Here is a 17,960-nt window from a genome sequence, read left to right on the forward strand (position 1 = left end):
GGCAGGGGAGAACCGCACACCAGGGGCACGGGGCGGCACGCGTCGTCCCCGGTGCGACAGCGGGCTGCTTGCGTCATCCTGACAGGACCAGATACATAAACGCAATAGTCAGAAACGTTCGCGAAATCTACCGGCATTTCCGCGCAAAAATTTGCGTTCGCCATCCGTGCCGGACCGTTCCAGGAGGTTCCTGGACGTTCCGCGACGGGGACGGCCGACGAACCGGTGGTCGGCGGCTCTCGATCCGGCGACGGCCGACTCCCCGAGGTCTCCGTGGCGAGCTGGTCCGGCGCCACGAAGCCGTACGGCCCCCGCCGCGGGGTGTCCGCGACGGGGGCCGTACGGTCCGATGTGAACACGCCCGCGTGAGGGCCCGCGCGGATTCTCGTATAGGAACATCCCATATGAGCGTCTCCCGCGCGGGGTCCCGCGTGAGCGTGTGTCCCGGGGGTCAGGGCCAGTCGAGCGAGGGGCGGAGCGGGACGCCGGCCGTGCCGTCGTCGTTGAGCTTCACCCCGAGGACCTGATGGAGCTGGATCTTGTTGCGTTCGAAGCCGACCACGCAGGCCGCCATGTAGAGGCGCCACACCCGTGCCGTGCCCTCGCCGACCTCCTGGACCGCCTCGTCCCAGTGGTCGTCGAGGTTGGCGCACCAGAAGCGGAGGGTCTGCGCGTAGTGCTCTCGCAGGTTCTCCTCGTGGCGGATCTCGAAACCGATGTCCTCGATCTGGCGGGCCAGGTAGCCGACCGACTCCAGCTCCCCGTCGGGGAAGACGTAGCGGTTGATGAAGCCGCCGGCGTTGAGGGTCTTCTCCGTGCCCGTCGGACGGGTGATGCAGTGGTTGAGCAGCCGTCCGCCGGGGACGAGCTTGTCGTACAGGAAGCGGAAGTAGAAGGGCAGCTGGTCCTTGCCGATGTGCTCGGTCAGGCCGATCGAGCTGACGGCGTCGAACCCGGTCTCCGGCACGTCGCGGTAGTCCATGTGGCGGACCTCGGCGAGCTCGCCGAGACCGGCCTCCGCGATGGCCTTCTGCGCCCACTCCGCCTGCTGGCGCGAGAGCGTGACCCCCAGCGCCTTCACGCCGTACTCGCGGGCGGCGTGGATCACCATGCCGCCCCAGCCACAGCCGACGTCCAGCAGCCTCATACCGGGCTTGAGGTCCAGCTTGCGGGCGACGAGCTCGAACTTGGTGAGCTGCGCCTCCTCCAGCGTGGAGTCCTGCTCGGGGAAGACCGCGCAGGTGTAGGCCATGGAGGGGCCGAGCACCCACGAGTAGAACTTGTTGGAGACGTCGTAGTGGTGGTGGATGGCCTCGGCGTCGCGCTGTTTGGCGTGCCTGCTGCCCATCCGGGCGAGCATGCTGCGCCGCACCTCCTGCGGAGGCGGCGGCATCCGGGTCAGCAGCGGACGGACCCCGAGGGCTCTGATGGCCGAGAGCTTCTGCCCGACCGGGATGTCGTTGACCGTGAGCGACCACATGCGGGACAGCAGGGTGTACATGTCACCGTCGACGTCGAGGTGACCGGACACGTAGGCCCTGGCCAAACCCAGCTCTCCGGGGGCCTGTGCCAGGTACGCGACGGCCGCCGGGGTTTTCACCTCGACGCTGATGTCGGCGCCGGCCGGCCCGGCCTTGCTTCCGTCGTAGGCGACGAAGCGTACGTCCGCCTCGGGCCCCATGACCTTCTCGAAGATCTCTGCGAGCAACACAGAATCAGCCTCTCTTAACGCCCCCGAACACACTTGTCGTAGAGGTCGAGCAACCGGCCACCCCCGTCGTATGCCCGCTTGACCGGCCAGTAGGCGGTTCCGTTATAAAACCGCCAGAATTCATCCTCCGGGTAGAACGAGGTGGAGTACAGCGATTTATGTCCCTCCAGCTCGTGGACCCGGTTCTCGATCAGACGGTTGTGGTAACCGTCGAACTGCCCTCTGGGGAGCGGCACCGTCCCCCAGAAGCCGAAGTTGACGTAGAGCCGCCCCGGCTCCAGCGGGTAGAGCGGCCACTCGCCGGTGGACCTGAGCGGGCACATCCAGACCGGCGCCATCCCGACCTTGTCGTGGAAGAACTCCAGGAACTCGGCACCGCGCTCGACGGGCACCTCGATGTCCTGGATGACCGACTCCTGCACGGGCAGGTCGCGCCAGCGGTCGACCCTGGCGATCACCCCGTACTTGCGGTCGAGACCGACGAGCCTGCGGTAGACGTCCGAGCGCATCCACTTGCGCGGCATCAGGGACCGCACCAGCGCGGTCTGCACGCCGAAGGCGCGCGAGCACCAGAACCAGTCGGTGTCCCAGCGCCACAGGTAGTCGCGGACGGTGAGCCAGTCGCGGGTCCTGGTCTGGATCGACCGGTAGTAGATGCGCATCCCGGTGTAGTCGGAGAGGTACGGGGCACGCTCGGCGAAGCGGCCCACCGTGATGTAGAGCTCGCCGGGACCGAAGAACGTGCCGTCCACGAAGTCGACGCGCTCGCCCTCGTACTCGCCGCGCTCGCAGATCTCGCGCATCGCGAGCATGCACTTGTCGGCGTCGCCGAACGGGATGTGGGTCAGCTTGACGTACGGCTGGACGGGCTTGAGCTTGATCCGGATCCGGAGGGCGTAGCCGAGCGTGCCGTAGGAGTTGGGAAACGCGCGGAACAGGTCGCGGTGCTCGTTGTCGTCACGGGCCACGACGATCCGGCCGTCGCCGGTGAGGATCTCCAACTCCTCCACCGACTCGTGCGGCAACCCGTCCCTGAAGCTGGTGGACTCGATGCCGAGCCCCGTCACCGCCCCGCCCAGCGTGATCGTCTTCAGCTGCGGCACGACGTACGGCATGAACCCGTGGGCGAGCGTGGCGTCCACCAGGTTCTCGTAGGTCGTCATCCCCTGGACCTCGGCGGTCATCGTCACCGGGTCGACCTCGATGACCTGGTCCAGGTCCCTGGCCGACAGCTTCGCCGACCGGGTGCCCTCCCTGAACCGGAACAGGTTGGTGGTGGCCTTGGAGAGCCGGGGCACCGCGTCTCCCGGGATGGCGGCGTAGGAATCCCTGATCTGTTCCACCGCTTGCCGGTGCGCCGACATCTCTGTCATCTGTCGCACGGTAATCACCCCCATGACCTCGTTGGAAAGATCGCCCCTAGGCACGTTATATCTCGGATGTCTCCGGAGCCAGGTGGGGCGCGTTAAACACGGGAAAACTCTACGACCGCCCTTCTCGCGATCTTCGACCGACCACCGTATCGACCCCGTTGATCACGTTCGCCACCGGGCGGCCCTCGATCGCGGCCTCCAGGTTGTCCAGCACGCACCGGATCAGGCGGCCGGTCGACTGCGGGGTCACCCCGGCCACGTGCGGCGAGAGCAGGACCCGGGGACTGGCGCGCAGCGGGTCGTCCGGCGGCGGCGGCTCGGTGTCGAACACGTCGAGCGCGGCGCCGCCCAGGTGCCCCGACTCCAGGGCGGCCAGCAGCGCCGCCGAGTCGACCACCTGCCCCCTCGCCGCGTTGACGAGCAGCGAGCCCGCGGGCATCAGGGAGGGGTCGATCAGCCCTCTGGTCTCCTGCGTCAGCGGGATGACCAGGACGAGCACGTGGGAGCTCGAGACCAGCTCGCCGAGCTCCCGGTAGGCGTAGGGCACCTCGCGCGGCGTGCGGGTCCAGTAGGAGACCTCGCATCCGTGGGCGGCGAACATCCGGGCGGCGGCCTCGCCGATCGGGCCGAACCCGACGATGCCGACGCGCGAGCCGTACAGCTCGGCGGGCCCGAGATCCAGCTGCGGCCAGTGTCCCGCGCGGACCGCGGCGTCGGCGTCGAGCAGCCGCCGCGACAGCGCGAGCGCGGCGGCGAGACACCACTCGGCCACCGCGACCGCGCTCACCCCCGCGGTGTTGGCCAGCGGCACGCCCGCCGCGGCGAGCGCGGCGAGGTCGTGGCCGTCCACTCCCACCGAGGGCTGCTGCACGAACGCCAGGTCCGGCGCGGCCCGGACGGCCTCGGCGTCCATGACGAGCCCGCCGCTCCAGTCGCCGACCACGATCTCGGCGTCGCCGAGGGCGGCGAGCAGCGACTTTCGGTCACGGGCCGCGGGAACCGACACGCTGACCCGGTCGCCGAGCGAGCCGAGCAGGTTGCGCACCGCCTCCTCGGGGAGCGGCGGCAGCGCGAGCACCCTCCAGGGCATGTCACTCGCCTCCGCGGGGATGGTGGCCGCCTGGCGCGCGGCCCGAGCGTCCTGCTGTCATGTCACTCGCCTCCAGGGGCTTCGGGGGAAGCGGGCCGCCGGTCCAGGGGGCTTCGGGAAAAAGCGGGCCGCCGGTCCGGGGAGCTTCGGGGAAGGCGGGCCTCCGGACACGCGTCCCGGCCGCCCTCCGGTCATGTCACTCGCCTCCACGGGGGTGGAAGCTGTCGAACACGCGGGTCATGAGGGCCTGCTGGGCGCCCCAGTCGGCGTCGTGGGTGGTCCAGCTGAGCACCATGACCGAGTCGCCCACCTCGACGAACCTCCGCACCTCGTGGTAGGTCACCCCGGCCTTGGCCCAGGGCGCTCCCCCGCCGTCCTTCATGCTCCAGGTGAACTCCCACTGGAGCCCGGCGCCGTAGGCGAGGGGGATGTTGGCCGTGTCCTCGGAGTGGATCTCGCTCCACTGGGCGACGTTCTCCTTGACGGCCTCCTGGAGCGGCTCCAGGCCGTCGGCGGTTCCCTCCAGCGGCTCCACCGACAGGTGGGCGGCCCCGTCGCGGCGCAGCCACTGGGTGTAGCCCGTCTCGGCCGCCCAGTCGCCGTTCCACCCGGCCGGGTAGCCGATGGACCAGTTCTCCGGGGGACGGGCCCGCCACGCCTTCAGCCCTCCGGCGGGCGCCGCCGTCCTGGTCCTGCTGGGAGTCGGGGTGGGGGTCGGGGTGGGGGTCTCCGACTCGGTCTCCTCCACCGGCTCCGGCACGGTCTCGGCGACCGTGGGCACGGAGCGCGCCACCGGCCGCTGGTCGGGCTGCGACATCGCCACGGCCGCCGCGGCGCCCCCCGCGGCCAGGACCACGACGGCCCCCACGATCAGCGGGAGCCGCCCTCCCCGGCGGCGGCGGCGGCCGGACGCGGCCGAGGTGCCGGTGCCGCGCCCGTCCCGCTCCCCGCCGTGGTGGGGTGCCTTGCCGATGCGGCTGAAGCTCTCGTCGGTCCGGGTCGGGGTCCCGCCCGTACGGCGGCCCTGGGCCTCTCCCGTCCGGCGGACGGCGGTCTCCCCGGTGCGGCGGGCCGCCGCCGACGGGTCGTTGATGACCTCCGCCAGCATGGCGTCGGCCTGCTGCGCGGTCAGCCGGTGGGCGGGCTCCCGCTGGAGCATGCCGGTGAGCACCGCGCGCATCTCCTGGGGCACCCTGCCGAAGTCGGGCTCCTCGGTGAGGAGCGCGCCGAGGGTGGAGATGGCGTCGCGACGCTCGAAGGGGCCCTGGCCGACCATGGCCGCGTAGAGGGTGGCCCCGAGCGCCCACAGGTCGGACCAGGGGCCGGCGTCGGTGCCGGTGGCGCGCTCGGGCGGCAGGAAGCTGGGCGAGCCCGTCACCATGCCGGTCTGGGTCAGCGAGGTGTCGCCCTCGATGGTGGCGATGCCGAAGTCGGAGAGCACCGCGCGGCCCTCGGCGTCCAGCAGGATGTTGCTCGGCTTGACGTCGCGGTGCAGGATCCCGGCCTCGTGGGCCGCGCGCAGGGCCGACAGGACCTGGCGGCCGATGTCGGCGACCTGGCGCACCGGCAGCGGGCCGACCTCGTCCAGCCCGCGCGCCCTGACCAGCTCCATCACGATCAAGGGGCGGCCGTCCTGCTCCACCACGTCGTAGATCGCCACGATGCCCCGATGGTTGAGCCTGGCCGCGGTCCTCGCCTCGCGGGAGGTGCGGGTCAGCTGGACCTGGTGCTCGGCCGGGGAGAGGTTGGGCGGCAGGAGCACCTCCTTGACGGCGACCGAGCGGTTCAGGAGGGTGTCGTAACCCTCCCACACGACGCCCATCCCGCCCCTGCCGAGCTCTCGCAGCAATCGATAGCGCCCAGCGACCACCCGTTCACTGTGCGGATATGTCATCGCAAAACCCCTAGGTCCCATTCGGAGAGGGCGCAAGTTTCCCATACGCGCGCGGGCGCCACGCGACTCCTCGCGATGTGTCTTGCCCTGGAAAGCCGAATGTTGTTCTACTTGGGCGGGAGGGACGGCGGCGCTCGTCGCCGAGCGGGTGCTCGCGTACGCCGTACCCGACGAGAGCCGAACCACACCCGAGGAGAATGTCGATGGAGCGCGTGACCAGGAAGGGCCCGCTGGCCGGAGTCCGCGTGCTCGAACTGGCGGGGCTGGCCCCCGGGCCGTTCGCCGGGATGATGCTGGCCGACCACGGGGCCGAGGTGCTGCGCGTCGAGCGCGCGAGCGTCGTCGCCGGGGCCGGGGACAGGCCGCGTCCCGACGTGATGGACCGGGGCAAGCGGACGGTCGGCCTGGACCTGAAGTCCCCCGAGGGGGTCGCCGCGTTCAAGGAGCTGGCCCGCCACGCCGACGTGGTCGTCGAGGTCTTCCGGCCGGGGGTCGCCGAGCGCCTCGGCATCGGCCCGGCGGACCTGCACGCGGTCAACCCACGCCTGATCTACGGGCGGATGACCGGCTGGGGCCAGGACGGCCCGCTCGCGCCGACCGCCGGGCACGACATCGACTACATCGCCGTCTCCGGCGTGCTGTCGATGCTGGGCCGCGCGGGCGAGCGCCCCACCCCGCCGATCAACATCCTCGGCGACTTCGCCGGGGGCGGCCTCATGCTCGCGTACGGCGTGCTGCTGGCGCTGATCGAACGGGAGCGGACCGGCGAGGGCAGGGTGATCGACGCCGCCATGGTGGACGGCGCGGCGACGCTGTTCGCGATGTTCCACCACGGCGTGCAGACCGGCGGCTGGGGCCCGCGCGGCACGAACCTGCTCGACACCGGCGCGCCGATGTACGACACCTACGAGACCGCCGACGGCCGGTACGTGGCCGTCGGCGCGCTGGAGCCGCAGTTCTGGGCGGAGATGACCACCCTGATGGGCCTGGAGGACCTGCCCGACCGCGACGACAGGTCTCAGTGGCCCGCGCTCCGCGAGCGGCTGGCCGAGGCGTTCCGGTCCAGGACCCGCGCCGAGTGGGAGGCGGTGTTCGACGGCTCCGACGCCTGTGTCTCCCCCGTGCTGGAGGGGGGCGAGGCCGCGGACCACCCGCACAACAAGGCCAGGGGCCTGTTCGTCGAGGTCGGCGGGGTCAGGCAGCCCGCGCCCGCGCCGCGCCTGCTCGGCGTGCCCGAGCAGGACCTCTCCCCCTCCACCCGGCTGGCGGACCTGTCCTCCTGGGGCCTGCCGGAGGAGGCCGCCGCCAGGCTGCGCGCGGCGGGAGTGCTCGCCTGACCTGATCGTCCCATTTCAAGGGCGGTACACCTGGCACAGGTGTACCGCCCTTTGTCGTAGAGGTTGTGTGCAATGTAGTAGATGTACTACATTCATACACATGAGTACTGCGATAAGCGTTCGCGGGCTGCGGATGACATACGGCGCGGCCGAGGTGTTGCGAGGGGTCGACCTCGAGATCGAGCACGGGGAGATCTTCACGCTGCTCGGCCCCAACGGAGCGGGCAAGACCACCACCGTCGAGATCCTGGAGGGCTTCAGGAACAGGTCGTCCGGCGAGGTGAGCGTGCTGGGGACGGACCCCGCACGCGGCACCGACGCCTGGCGGGCCAAGCTGGGGATCGTGCTGCAGAGCTGGCGCGACCACCCCCGGTGGAGCGCCAGGGACCTCCTGGCCCACCTCGGCGAGTTCTACGACGACCCTCGCGACCCGGACGAGCTGCTGAGCGCGCTCGGCTTGGCCGCGCAGGCCGGACAGCGGGCGAGCCGCCTGTCGGGCGGCCAGCGCCGCCGGCTGGACGTCGCCCTGGGCATCGTGGGTCGCCCCCGGCTGCTGTTCCTCGACGAGCCGACGACCGGGTTCGATCCGGAGGCACGTAGGGAGTTCCACCTGCTGATCAGGAAACTCGCCGCCGACGAGGGCATCACGGTGCTGCTGACCACGCACGACCTCGCCGAGGCGGAGAAACTGGCGCACCGGACCGCGATCCTGGTCGGCGGGGAGATCGCCGTGTGCGGGACCCCGTCCGAGCTGGCGCGGGCCGTACAGGCGCAGTCACACGTGCGCTGGTTGGAGGACGGCCGGGAACAGGTCCTGACCACCGAGGACCCGTCCCGGGCCGCGTGGGAGCTGCACCGGAGGTTCGACGGCCCGGTGCCCGGCCTGGAGATCCGGCGTCCGTCGCTGGAGGAGAACTACCTGAGCCTCATTGGGAGGGCGGCATGAACGTCAGAGCACTCCGGATCGGCCTGCGACGAGGCTGGGCCGAGCACCTGCACCTGATCAAGGACCGCAAGGAGCTGTTCACCACGGTGATCGGCACGGTGGGGACCTTCGCCCTGCTGATGCTCTTCATCGGCGACGGCTCGGTGAAGGGGACGGACGCCTCCCAGGGCACGTTCATGATGATCGGTTTCCTGGCCTTCACCGTCTTCTCCAACGGCCTGATGACCCTTCCGATGGCGATCGCCGCCGACCGCGAGGAGGGAACGCTCCTGCGGCTGCGCACCGTCCCCGGCGGGATCCTCGCCTACCTCACCGGGCGAGGGGTGACCATCATGTGCCAGATCGTCGTGCAGAGCGTGCTGATCGTGGGCACGGGCGTCGCCCTGGGCGGGGTCACGCTCCCTCGCGACTGGACGACCCTGATCTGGGTGACGGTGCTGGGCACGATCGCCGTCGTGCCGCTGGGGGCGGCGATCGGCTGCCTGACTCCCGGCCCGAAGGCCGCGGCCGGGATGCTGGGGCTGCCGATGATGGTCCTGATGATCACCTCGGGGGTCATGGTCCCCGTCACGTACATGCCCGAGTTCGTCCAGTGGATCTCGCAGGCGTTCCCGCTCTACTGGCATGGACTCGGCCTGCGCGCGGCGTTCATGCCCGACTCCGTGCTGGCCGTCGAGATCGCCGGGAGCTGGCGCCTGCCCTGGGTGGCCGCCGCGCTCGCGGTGTGGGCGGTCGTGGGGATGCTGCTGGCGCCGAAGCTGATCCGCCGGGTCACCCGGCGCGAGTCCGGATCCCGGCTCGCCGAACGGCAGCTCGCCGCGCAGGGGTCGTGAATGCTGGGAGACTGCTGGGATGTCTGCGGAAGCCGTGTACAACCGGATCCCGGTGCTGAGAGCCGAGCGCGGCGTCTCACGCAAGGACCTGGCGGCCGCGCTGGGGGTCCACTACCAGACGATCGGCTATCTGGAACGCGGCGAGTACAGCCCGAGCCTGTTTCTCGCCCTGCGCATCGCCGAGTATTTTGAAGTACCGCTGGAGGTCGTCTTCTCCCTGAAGCCGTTCCCACGACTGGGCAGTGAGGTGAAGTGATGGGTGAGCTGACTCCCGAGCGGCTGGAGACCCACCACCGCGACTGGCCGCCGCGTTCCTGGTACGCCACCCGCCGGCGCCGGCGGATCCTCGTCGGCGCCGGCGCCGGATCCGCCGGGATGATCTGGATCAGCGCGATCGTGTGCTGGTACCTGGCGCCGAGCGACGTCGCCATGTGGACCACCTTCGCCCTGATGGGGGCCGCACTGGTGATCTACGTCGTGGTCTGGTCGGCGCTCGTCACGGCCACCCGGGGCGTGGTCGGCCTCGCCGACCGCTACCTCGACGAACGCCAGTCCCGCGAGCGCCAGAAGATCGAGGCGGACGCCCGCCGGGGGACCACGGTGGTCCTCTTCGCTCTCGGCGTAGTGCTCCTGGCCGCCTCGCGCGAGGACGCCAAGGTCGTCCAGGTCCCGGCGGCGGCGATCGTCATGCTCATGAGCGCCGTGATCACGACGCACCTCATCCTGCCGGCGCTCATGGCGGGCTGGCAGATGTCCGACCCGCCGCCGGACGACGACGAGGACGACGAGCCGGGCGACGGGGGCGGGCACGACCGGGGCGGCGAGGCTCCCGGCCTCGCCTCGGACGGTCAGCCCATCGAGGGGAACACCGCCGCGTAGATGTCGGCGCCCCCCGGGTGGTGCACCTCCAGATCGGTGGTGAAGGCCCGAACCGGGGTGCCTCCCGACTCGGTGTGCTTCCACAGCCGCTGCCACGCCTCCCGCAGGGCACCCGGCATCGGCCCGTGGGCCTCGATCTTCAACGACGGCACCCCGGGCACCCGTACCGCCACCATCCCCTCGGGCAGCGCCGCCGCGCTGCGCACGGCGACCCCGACGACCTGGGTGTAGGCGCCGTGATGGTCACTCTCATAGTCGGTGAGCACCGCGTAGATGTTCTCGTCGACCCGTCCCGGCACGTGGGCGAAGGCACCCGGGGATCCCGCCCGCGCCCAGAGCGCGCCGAGCCTCCCCCGGCCCGGCTCCATCTCGTCGGCGTTCGACGTCCGTACGGCATGGCCTACGACGAGCATCTCGGGCCGATCAACCACGATCACAATGCCTCCTCATGGCCATCCACTTATTCGCGCAAACCGGATCTTAGCCTCCGGCCCGAGCCTCCGTTCCTCTTCGGAGGCCGGGAAAAGGGGAACGCTCAACTCTGGCAATTCACGGGATAAGGTGGATCAACGTGAGATTTCTCAATGAGATGGCACCGGCCTACGACCTGACCTACAGCGACGTCTTCATGGTCCCGTCGCTCTCCTCCGTCGGCTCGCGGCTCGCCGTCGACCTCTCCAGCCGGGACGGCACCGGAACCACCATCCCCGTCGTGGTCGCCAACATGACGGCGGTGGCGGGACGGCGGATGGCCGAGACCGTCGCGCGGCGGGGCGGGATCACCGTGATCCCTCAGGACATCCCGATCGACGTGGTCGCCGACGTCGTCGACTGGGTCAAGAAGCGCGACCTGGTGCACGACACGCCGCTGACGCTCACCCCGCACGACACCGTCGGAGAGGCGCTCAACCTGCTGCCCAAGCGGGCCCACGGCGCGATCATCATCGTCGACTGGGACAACCGCCCGGCCGGTGTGGTCACCGAGAGCGACTGCTCCGGCGTGGACATGTACACCCAGCTCTCCCAGGTGATGTCCGACCACCTGCTGACGCTGCCCGCCGGGCTCGACCCGCGCGAGGCCTTCGACCGCCTCCACGAGGGCCGCCACCGGCTCGCCCCTGTCGTCGACGCGGACGGCCGGCTGGTCGGCATCCTGACCAGGACGGGCGCGCTGCGCGCCACCCTGTACCGGCCCGCCGTCGACGGCTCGGGCAGGCTCCGCGTCGCGGCGGCCGTCGGGGTCAACGGCGACGTGGCCGCCAAGGCCAAGGAGGTGCTCGACGCCGGGGTGGACTGCCTGGTCGTGGACACCGCCCACGGCCACCAGGAAAAGATGATCAGCGCCCTGAGGGCGGTCCGCGCGTTCGGCCCGGACGTACCCGTCGCGGCGGGCAACGTCGTCACCGCCGAGGGCGTACGGGATCTCGTCGAGGCGGGGGCGGACATCGTGAAGGTCGGCGTCGGCCCGGGGGCCATGTGCACCACCCGGATGATGACCGGCGTGGGCCGCCCGCAGTTCTCCGCCGTGCTGGAGTGCTCCGCCGAGGCCCGCGGGCTGGGCCGCCACGTGTGGGCCGACGGCGGCGTCCGCCATCCCCGCGACGTGGCCCTGGCCCTGGCCGCGGGGGCGTCCAACGTGATGATCGGCTCGTGGTTCGCGGGCACCTACGAGTCGCCCGGCGACACCCGTACCTCCGCCGACGGGCGCAAGTACAAGGAGAACTTCGGCATGGCCTCGGCCCGCGCGGTGAAGCTGCGCACGGCGGAGGACTCCCCCTTCGACCGGGCGCGCAAGGCGCTGTTCGAGGAGGGCATCTCCACCTCCAGGATGTATCTCGACCCGGCCATGCCCAGCGTCGAGGACCAGATCGACGCCATCGTGGCCGGTCTGCGCTCCTCGTGCACCTACGCGGGGGCCTCCACCCTGGAGGAGTTCCACGAGCGCGCGGTGGTCGGCGTCCAGAGCTCGTCCGGCTACACCGAGGGAATGCCGCTCCACCAGAGCTGGTGACACCCGCCCGAGGGAGCGTGGCGCCGCCGTGCGCGTGGCGCCCGCTCCCGCCGGCGTCGTCTCGCGAGGCTCCCGGCGGCAAGCCCTTGGCGATGTCCGAATTTTTGGGAGTCGCCCCCCGCCGTAAGATCCCGGCGGGCACGCGCATCCTCCCACCGCCACGGGGTAGTCGGCTCCTCGAGCCATCTCCCACCCCCGAAAGGCGAGCGGACATGAATGGAACGCCCACCGGCCTGGACACGCAGGTCGTCGTGGACCGGAGGGTCCTGGCAGGCTACGACAACTACCTCGCGGCGCAGCGAACCGTGGACGGGCTCTCCGACGCGGGATTTCCCGTCGAGAACGTGGCGATCGTCGGCAGCGACCTGAGACTCGAGGAGACCGTCACCGGCAGGATGACCAACGGGCGGGCCGCGCTCACCGGAGCCGGGAGCGGCGCGGCCTTCGGCGCCGTGGTGGGGATGTTCCTCGGCCTGTTCACCTCGACCACGATGTCGTTCTTCGTGCTCGTGCTCTGGGCGGCCCTGTGGGGTGCCGTGATGGGCGCCGCGTTCGGGTTCGTCAACCACGTGTTCACCGGCGGCAAGCGGGACTTCGCCTCGCGCAGCGCGATCGTCGCCGGTCGCTACGACGTGCTGGTCGCGGCCTCGCACATGGACCACGCGCGGGCCGTCCTGGAGTCGGCCCCCGGCCCCGCCGACACCATGGTGGTCGAGGTTCCCCCGTCGGCGGGCCTGTACGACCCGGCCGCCGCCGGAGCCACCTCCCCGGGCCACACCGTCCCCCCGCAGCCGACCGCCCCCGACATCTCCGGCCGTCCGGTCACCTCCGACCTGCCCCCGCAGCCGGTCGTCCCCGACCACGCCGCGCGACCGGTCACCGCGGACCTTCCCGCGCCCGCGCCCGCGGACGACCCGGCCCCGGCGAGCCCCGTCAGCCCCACGCCTTCGGGCGCCGAGGACCGACCCGAGCCGGTGCGGCCCGGCACCGCCGAGCACCAGGTCCCCGCGCAGCCGGCCTCTCCCGACCGCCCCGCCACCACCGCCCGGTCGGCCGGTTCCGAGCGGCCCGCCTCCTGAGGCGCCTCACGCGAGGTGCCGGGAGAACGCCCGGCGGGCGCCCCGGTCCGGGGCGCCCGCCGGGAGGTGGACGCGAGCCGGGCACAAGGGTCGCGGCGCGGTGAAGGAACGCGTGCGGGAGAAGGAGCGCCGTAGCGGGTCGGGCGTCTGCGTGTAGAGTCTCTGGCTCGACAGGGGGAGACCGGAGAGGTGCGCGGTGCGGGTTTTTCGAGTGGGGCTGGCGGTGGCTCTGCTGACGGCGGTGTGCGGGTGCGCGGCGACCGGTCGGGGCGAGCGTCCACAGGCGGCCGAGAGCACCACCGTGGCCACGCCCTCCCCGAAGGAGGCCCAGAAGCCCGCCGACTCGCGCACTCTCTACCTGGAGTCGCTGCGGCAGCAGGCGCTGCAACCATCGGTCAACCTGGTGCAGGAGTACTACTGGCAGAAGAAGTTCTATCCCGGCGGCAGCCGTAGCGTCGTGGTCTCGGGGGTCGACTACCGGACCAAGGACGTGCGCCTGGAGAATTCCCAGGTGACCGTGGCAGGTGGAAGGACCTGGACGGCGTGGGCGACCTGGTGCCGCGGCAAGTCGGAGGAATGGTTCTGGACCGGTGAGGGCGACTGGGAGATGAAGTCCTCCACCCGGTGCCCGAGCCTCCCCTCCCAGGTTTGGCTCAACGACGGTCTCGGCGTCGGCGGGCTGACCAAGGAGCAGGCCGACGTCTTCGTCGGGCAACTCGACAGCTATCAGGGGTTGATCAGCGGCCGTGGGATGAGCGTCGTCAAGCGGAACGGCAAGCCGTACATGCGCCTCGAGATCAGCGTGAAGCCGCAGCGGTTCGGCTCCGGGAGACCGGTTGGCGCGGGCATGTACCTGGACGCGTTCAAGTACGTCGAACTCGACGCGCTCATCCACCCATACGGCTTGCTGCCCAGCGTCAGGTCCGCCATGGACATCGTCCGTTACATCGACCCCGAGACCCGGCTGCCCGTTTACTCGGAGATGCTGGAGACCGACAAGGACACCGGGCGGTGGAGGATGCACCGGGTCGTCTACGAATTCGGCGGCCCGGTGGGCGAGAGCGCCCCCCTTCCCGCCACACCTGGCATCACCCGGCTGACATGGCGGCCGGAGAGGACCTGACGGGAACGTCCGCCATGGAGGTCGGCACCGGCCTTGGCCCGGCCGCTCCACCTGTAGCGGAGGTGGGCGAACGGGCGGCCATGGTCCTTGGAGTCCTCGTCGATGCGCTGGTGAAGGGCGCCCGCCGGGGCGCGGGCGTCAGCCCTTGACGCTTCCGGCGAGCAGACCGCGGACGAAGTAGCGCTGCATCGACAGGAACACGAGCAGCGGGATGACCAGCGAGACGAACGCTCCCGAGGTCAGGCGCTGCCACTCGTTGCCCTTGGTGCCGGCCATCTGCGCCAGCCTTACCGTCATCGGGGCGCTCTCCGGGGTGCCCCCGGCGAAGATCAGGGCCACCAGCAGGTCGTTCCAGACCCAGAGGAACTGGAAGATCGCGAAGGTGGCGAGCGCGGGCCCGACCAGCGGCAGGACGATCGTGCGCAGGACCTTCCCGTGGCTGGCCCCGTCGACCCTGGCCGCCTCCATCAGCTCGCCGGGAAGCTCGGACATGAAGTTGTGCAGCAGGAAGACGCCCAGCGGCAGCGCGAAGCAGGTGTGCGCGAACCAGACCTGGACGAACCGGGCCGGGCCCTCCAGGTCCCAGGCGGGCATCAGCTGGAGGCCGAAGACGGACACGCCCTCGGAGAAGAACGACAGCAGCGGGACGAGCGCCATCTGCAGCGGCACGATCTGCAGCGCGAAGATGCCGATGTAGATCCACTCACGCCCGCGGAACGGCAGCCAGGCCAGCGCGTACGCGGCGAAGGTGGCCAGGGCGAGCGGGAAGAGCACCGACGGGATCGTGATGACGATCGAGTTGATCAGGAAGCTCATCATCTGGCCGGAGGACGAGGAGGTGCCGAACAGGACCTCCTGGTAGTTCTCCAGGGTGAGCTGCGGGCTGGAGAAGAACGTCCACCAGCCGCTGGACTTGATCTGGTCCTCCGGGCGCAGCGAGGACAGCAGCAGACCGAAGGTCGGGGTGGTCCACAGGACGGCGATGACGATCGCGACGGCACTGGCGACCCGGCCGCTCAGCCTCCGCCGTACGCGCTGCGGCGCGGTCGTCGCCTCGGGCCGCACCACGGTCTGGGTCAACGTGGCCATGTGGACTCCTTCACCCGCCGCGTGCTCGCGGCGCCCTGCAGGCCTGCTCGCCCGGTCACCTGACGGCCTCTCTGCGCTGGCGGATCTGGTAGATCACGATCGGGGTCACCAGGACGAACAGGAAGACCGCGAGGGCCGCGCCCTTGCCCGTCTCGCCGTACCGGAATGCCTGGTTGTACATCTCGTTGGCGATGACGCTGGTGTCGAACTGGCCGCCGGTCATGGTGCGGACGATGTCGAACAGCTTGAGCGTGCCGATCGACTGCGTGACCAGCACCACGATCACGGCCGAGCGGATGGACGGCAGCGTCACCTGGAAGAACATCTGCAGCGGGCTCGCCCCGTCCAGCCGGGCGGCCTCGACGATCTCGGCGGGGATCCCCTTGATCGCGGCGGAGAGCACCACGGTGGCGAATCCCGCCTGGATCCAGACCATCACCACGATCAGGAACAGCGTGTTGAGCGGCGCCTCCTGGAGCCACTGCTGCGGCTCGCCGCCGAAGGCGACCGTGATCTGGTTGAGCAGGCCGATCTGGTCCTGCTCCTCGGAGCGGTAGGCGTAGACGAAGCGCCAGATGATGCCCGCGCCGACGAAGGAGATCGCCATCGGCAGGAAGACGAGCGACTTGGCGAGCGACTCGAAGCGGGTGCGGTCGACCAGGACCGCGTAGACCAGCCCGACCGAGGTCACCAGGATCGGGACGAGCAGCACCCAGACGAGGGTGTTGCGGAGTACGGTCACCGCCTCTGGCTGGGTGAACATCCAGGCGTAGTTGTCCAGGCCGACCCACTCCTTGCCGTCGCCGCTCAGGAACGACAGCAGGGTGGTCCGCACGGCCGGCACGACCAGGCCGATGGCGAGGAACAGGAGGGCGGGCAGGAGCAGGATCGTGGCGTGGATCCACGCGCGCCGCCGCATCGGAGCGCGGTCGACCAGCAGCAGGATCACCGCGACCACCACGAGGAACGCGGCGACGCCGATCAGCAGCTGGACGAGTTTGGGCAGTTCGGCGGCGAAGTCGAAGTCCATCGGAGGATCTCCCGGAAGGATCGGGCCGGGCGGACGACGGTCCGGTCCCGCGTCACGCGGGACCGGACTTATCGGTATATATCAGGACTTAGGCCAGGACGCTTCGATGTAGTCGAGGACCGTCTTGGTGTCCTTGCCGTTGATCCAGTCGGTCATGCCCTTCCAGAACGTGCCCGCGCCGACCGCGGCCGGCATCAGGTCCGAGCCGTCGAAGCGGAAGACCGTGCTCGGGTCCTGGAGCATCTCCATGGAGAGCTTGTCGATCGGGTTCTGGGCGTTGGCCGGGTCGACGCCCTTGCGCGCGGTGACGTAGGTGGCCAGCTTCATGCGGGTGGTGGGGAACTCCGCGCCGGCGAGGTAGGCCTGGACGGCCTGGACCTCGGGACGGTCGGTGAAGGCCGCCACGAACTCGCCCGCGCCGAGCACCGGCTTCTTGGCCGGGTCGTTGCCCGGCAGGTAGAAGGCGAACACGTCGCCGTCCTCGGCGACCTTGGTGCCCTCGGGCCAGAAGTTGGCGTAGAAGGACGCCTGGCGGTGCAGGGCGCACTTGCCCTCGGTGATCGGGACGCCGCCCTCCTGGAAGGCGGTGCTGGCGATCGACTTGACCGGGCCGTAGCCGCCGTTGACGAACTTCTCGTTCTTGAGGATCGCGCCGACCTTGTCGACCGCCGCGGTGACCTTGGGGTCGTTGAACGGCGTCTTGTGGCTCACCCAGTCGTCGTACCCCTCGGGACCGGCCTCCCTGAGCATGAGGTCCTCGATCCAGTCGGTGGCCGGCCAGCCGGTCGCGTCACCGGACTCGATGCCCGCGCACCACGGCTTGACGCCGGTGCCGGCGATCGTGTTGGTGAGCGTCATGAGCTCGTCCCAGGTCTTGGGGACGGCCCAGCCCTTCTCCGTGAACATCTTCGGCGAGTACCAGACGAAGGACTTCACGCTGGCGCCCAGCGGGGCGCCGTAGAAGACGCCGTCGACGGTGGAGTACTTGGCCCAGTCCTCCGACCAGCCCTCGGCGGTGAGTTTCTTGACCTCCTCGGAGGCGGGCTTGAGCTTCCCGGCCTTGGCGAAGCGCTCCAGGAGACCCGGCTGGGGGAAGAAGGCGATGTCGGGAGGGTTGCCGCCGTCCGCGCGGACCTGGATCTGGGCCTCGAACTCGCCGGTACCCTCGTAGGTGATCTTCATCCCGACGCAGTCGGCGAACGGCTTCCACGCCTGCTCGAAGAGGTCGGCCTCGGTGTCGCGGATCGGCGAGTAGATGCTGACGGTCTTGCCCTCGTGCTTGCCGTACTGGCTGAAGGCGGCGCATTCGGGAGCCGCGCTCGCGCCGCCGCCCGCCGATGGCTTGGGCTCGGTGGACCCACAGGCGGTGACGACCAGCGCCAGCCCCATGGTGCCCGCCACAAGGGCGGTACGCCGAGGCCGAGAGAGGAGTGACATGGAACCTTCCTCCATATACACAATTGCCGGGGAGTGTGAGAGCGCTCTCTGGAAGAATTGTCTGCCCACAACGCGATGTCAAGAACTGTGATATTACGGTTACAGTCTCAATTTTCTTGACACGATTC

General features: G+C 70.3%; 16 protein-coding genes. 8 read left to right on the plus strand and 8 right to left on the minus strand.

Annotated elements, in window-relative coordinates:
- Positions 1-451: 451 nt before the first annotated feature.
- From OG587_RS41410 to OG587_RS41425, 4 genes are all read right to left on the minus strand, one after another.
- Positions 452-1,711 carry a cyclopropane-fatty-acyl-phospholipid synthase family protein gene (locus OG587_RS41410; RefSeq protein WP_329084310.1) on the minus strand — a complete coding sequence of 420 codons (1,260 nt, stop codon included), beginning with the start codon at positions 1,709-1,711 and terminating at the stop codon, positions 452-454.
- Between the two features lie 14 nt (positions 1,712-1,725).
- Complete coding sequence (locus tag OG587_RS41415; RefSeq protein WP_386264593.1) at positions 1,726-3,075, minus strand: FAD-dependent oxidoreductase; 1,350 nt, start codon at positions 3,073-3,075, stop codon at positions 1,726-1,728.
- 118 nt (positions 3,076-3,193) lie between these two features.
- Positions 3,194-4,174: an NAD(P)-dependent oxidoreductase gene (locus OG587_RS41420; protein ID WP_329084312.1), complete on the minus strand. Its 981-nt coding sequence runs from the start codon at positions 4,172-4,174 to the stop codon at positions 3,194-3,196.
- A 196-nt stretch (positions 4,175-4,370) separates the two neighbouring features.
- A complete protein-coding gene (locus tag OG587_RS41425; RefSeq protein ID WP_329084313.1) occupies positions 4,371-6,068 on the minus strand; it encodes a serine/threonine-protein kinase in 1,698 nt (565 codons plus the stop codon).
- A gap of 203 nt (positions 6,069-6,271) precedes the next feature.
- Here OG587_RS41425 and OG587_RS41430 point away from each other — a divergent pair, with 203 nt between their 5' ends.
- The 5 genes from OG587_RS41430 (at position 6,272) to OG587_RS41450 (ending at position 10,063) form a co-directional block, all read left to right on the plus strand.
- A complete protein-coding gene (locus tag OG587_RS41430) occupies positions 6,272-7,405 on the plus strand; it encodes a CaiB/BaiF CoA transferase family protein (protein WP_329084314.1) in 1,134 nt (377 codons plus the stop codon).
- Positions 7,406-7,505: 100 nt separating this feature from the next.
- Positions 7,506-8,351 (plus strand): ABC transporter ATP-binding protein, encoded by an 846-nt coding sequence (locus tag OG587_RS41435; protein WP_329084315.1) that lies wholly within the window; start codon positions 7,506-7,508, stop codon positions 8,349-8,351.
- A complete protein-coding gene (locus OG587_RS41440) occupies positions 8,348-9,184 on the plus strand; it encodes an ABC transporter permease (RefSeq protein WP_329084316.1) in 837 nt (278 codons plus the stop codon). Before OG587_RS41435 ends, OG587_RS41440 begins: the two co-directional genes overlap by 4 nt.
- 19 nt (positions 9,185-9,203) lie before the next feature.
- Positions 9,204-9,440: a helix-turn-helix transcriptional regulator gene (locus OG587_RS41445; RefSeq protein WP_329084317.1), complete on the plus strand. Its 237-nt coding sequence runs from the start codon at positions 9,204-9,206 to the stop codon at positions 9,438-9,440.
- Positions 9,440-10,063 (plus strand): hypothetical protein, encoded by a 624-nt coding sequence (locus OG587_RS41450; RefSeq protein ID WP_329084318.1) that lies wholly within the window; start codon positions 9,440-9,442, stop codon positions 10,061-10,063. The genes OG587_RS41445 and OG587_RS41450 overlap by 1 nt, the downstream gene beginning before the upstream one ends.
- Here the strand turns inward: OG587_RS41450 and OG587_RS41455 are convergent.
- Positions 10,033-10,500: a GyrI-like domain-containing protein gene (locus OG587_RS41455; protein ID WP_329084319.1), complete on the minus strand. Its 468-nt coding sequence runs from the start codon at positions 10,498-10,500 to the stop codon at positions 10,033-10,035. The genes OG587_RS41450 and OG587_RS41455 overlap by 31 nt on opposite strands.
- Before the next feature lie 134 nt (positions 10,501-10,634).
- On the opposite strand from OG587_RS41455, the gene OG587_RS41460 reads away from it, so the two are divergent.
- From OG587_RS41460 to OG587_RS41470, 3 genes are all read left to right on the plus strand, one after another.
- The gene (locus OG587_RS41460; protein WP_329084320.1) at positions 10,635-12,074 is read left to right on the plus strand and encodes a GuaB1 family IMP dehydrogenase-related protein; all 1,440 of its coding nucleotides are present in this window, start codon (positions 10,635-10,637) and stop codon (positions 12,072-12,074) included.
- 212 nt (positions 12,075-12,286) lie between these two features.
- Positions 12,287-13,153, plus strand: coding sequence for a general stress protein (locus OG587_RS41465; protein ID WP_329084321.1), 867 nt, complete (start codon positions 12,287-12,289; stop codon positions 13,151-13,153).
- A gap of 196 nt (positions 13,154-13,349) precedes the next feature.
- The gene (locus tag OG587_RS41470) at positions 13,350-14,276 is read left to right on the plus strand and encodes a hypothetical protein (RefSeq protein ID WP_329084322.1); all 927 of its coding nucleotides are present in this window, start codon (positions 13,350-13,352) and stop codon (positions 14,274-14,276) included.
- A 138-nt stretch (positions 14,277-14,414) separates the two neighbouring features.
- On the opposite strand, the gene OG587_RS41475 is transcribed toward OG587_RS41470, so the two are convergent.
- The 3 genes from OG587_RS41475 to OG587_RS41485 all read right to left on the minus strand — a co-directional run bounded on the left by OG587_RS41475 (position 14,415) and on the right by OG587_RS41485 (position 17,832).
- Entirely contained in the window at positions 14,415-15,365 is a 951-nt protein-coding gene (locus tag OG587_RS41475; protein ID WP_329084323.1) for a carbohydrate ABC transporter permease, read from the minus strand.
- A gap of 55 nt (positions 15,366-15,420) precedes the next feature.
- Positions 15,421-16,395, minus strand: coding sequence for a carbohydrate ABC transporter permease (locus tag OG587_RS41480; protein WP_329084324.1), 975 nt, complete (start codon positions 16,393-16,395; stop codon positions 15,421-15,423).
- Positions 16,396-16,476: 81 nt separating this feature from the next.
- Positions 16,477-17,832 (minus strand): ABC transporter substrate-binding protein, encoded by a 1,356-nt coding sequence (locus tag OG587_RS41485; RefSeq protein ID WP_329084325.1) that lies wholly within the window; start codon positions 17,830-17,832, stop codon positions 16,477-16,479.
- Between the last annotated feature and the right edge of the window lie 128 nt (positions 17,833-17,960).

Source organism: Streptosporangium sp. NBC_01469, from assembly GCF_036227305.1.
Classification (GTDB): Bacteria; Actinomycetota; Actinomycetes; order Streptosporangiales; family Streptosporangiaceae; genus Streptosporangium.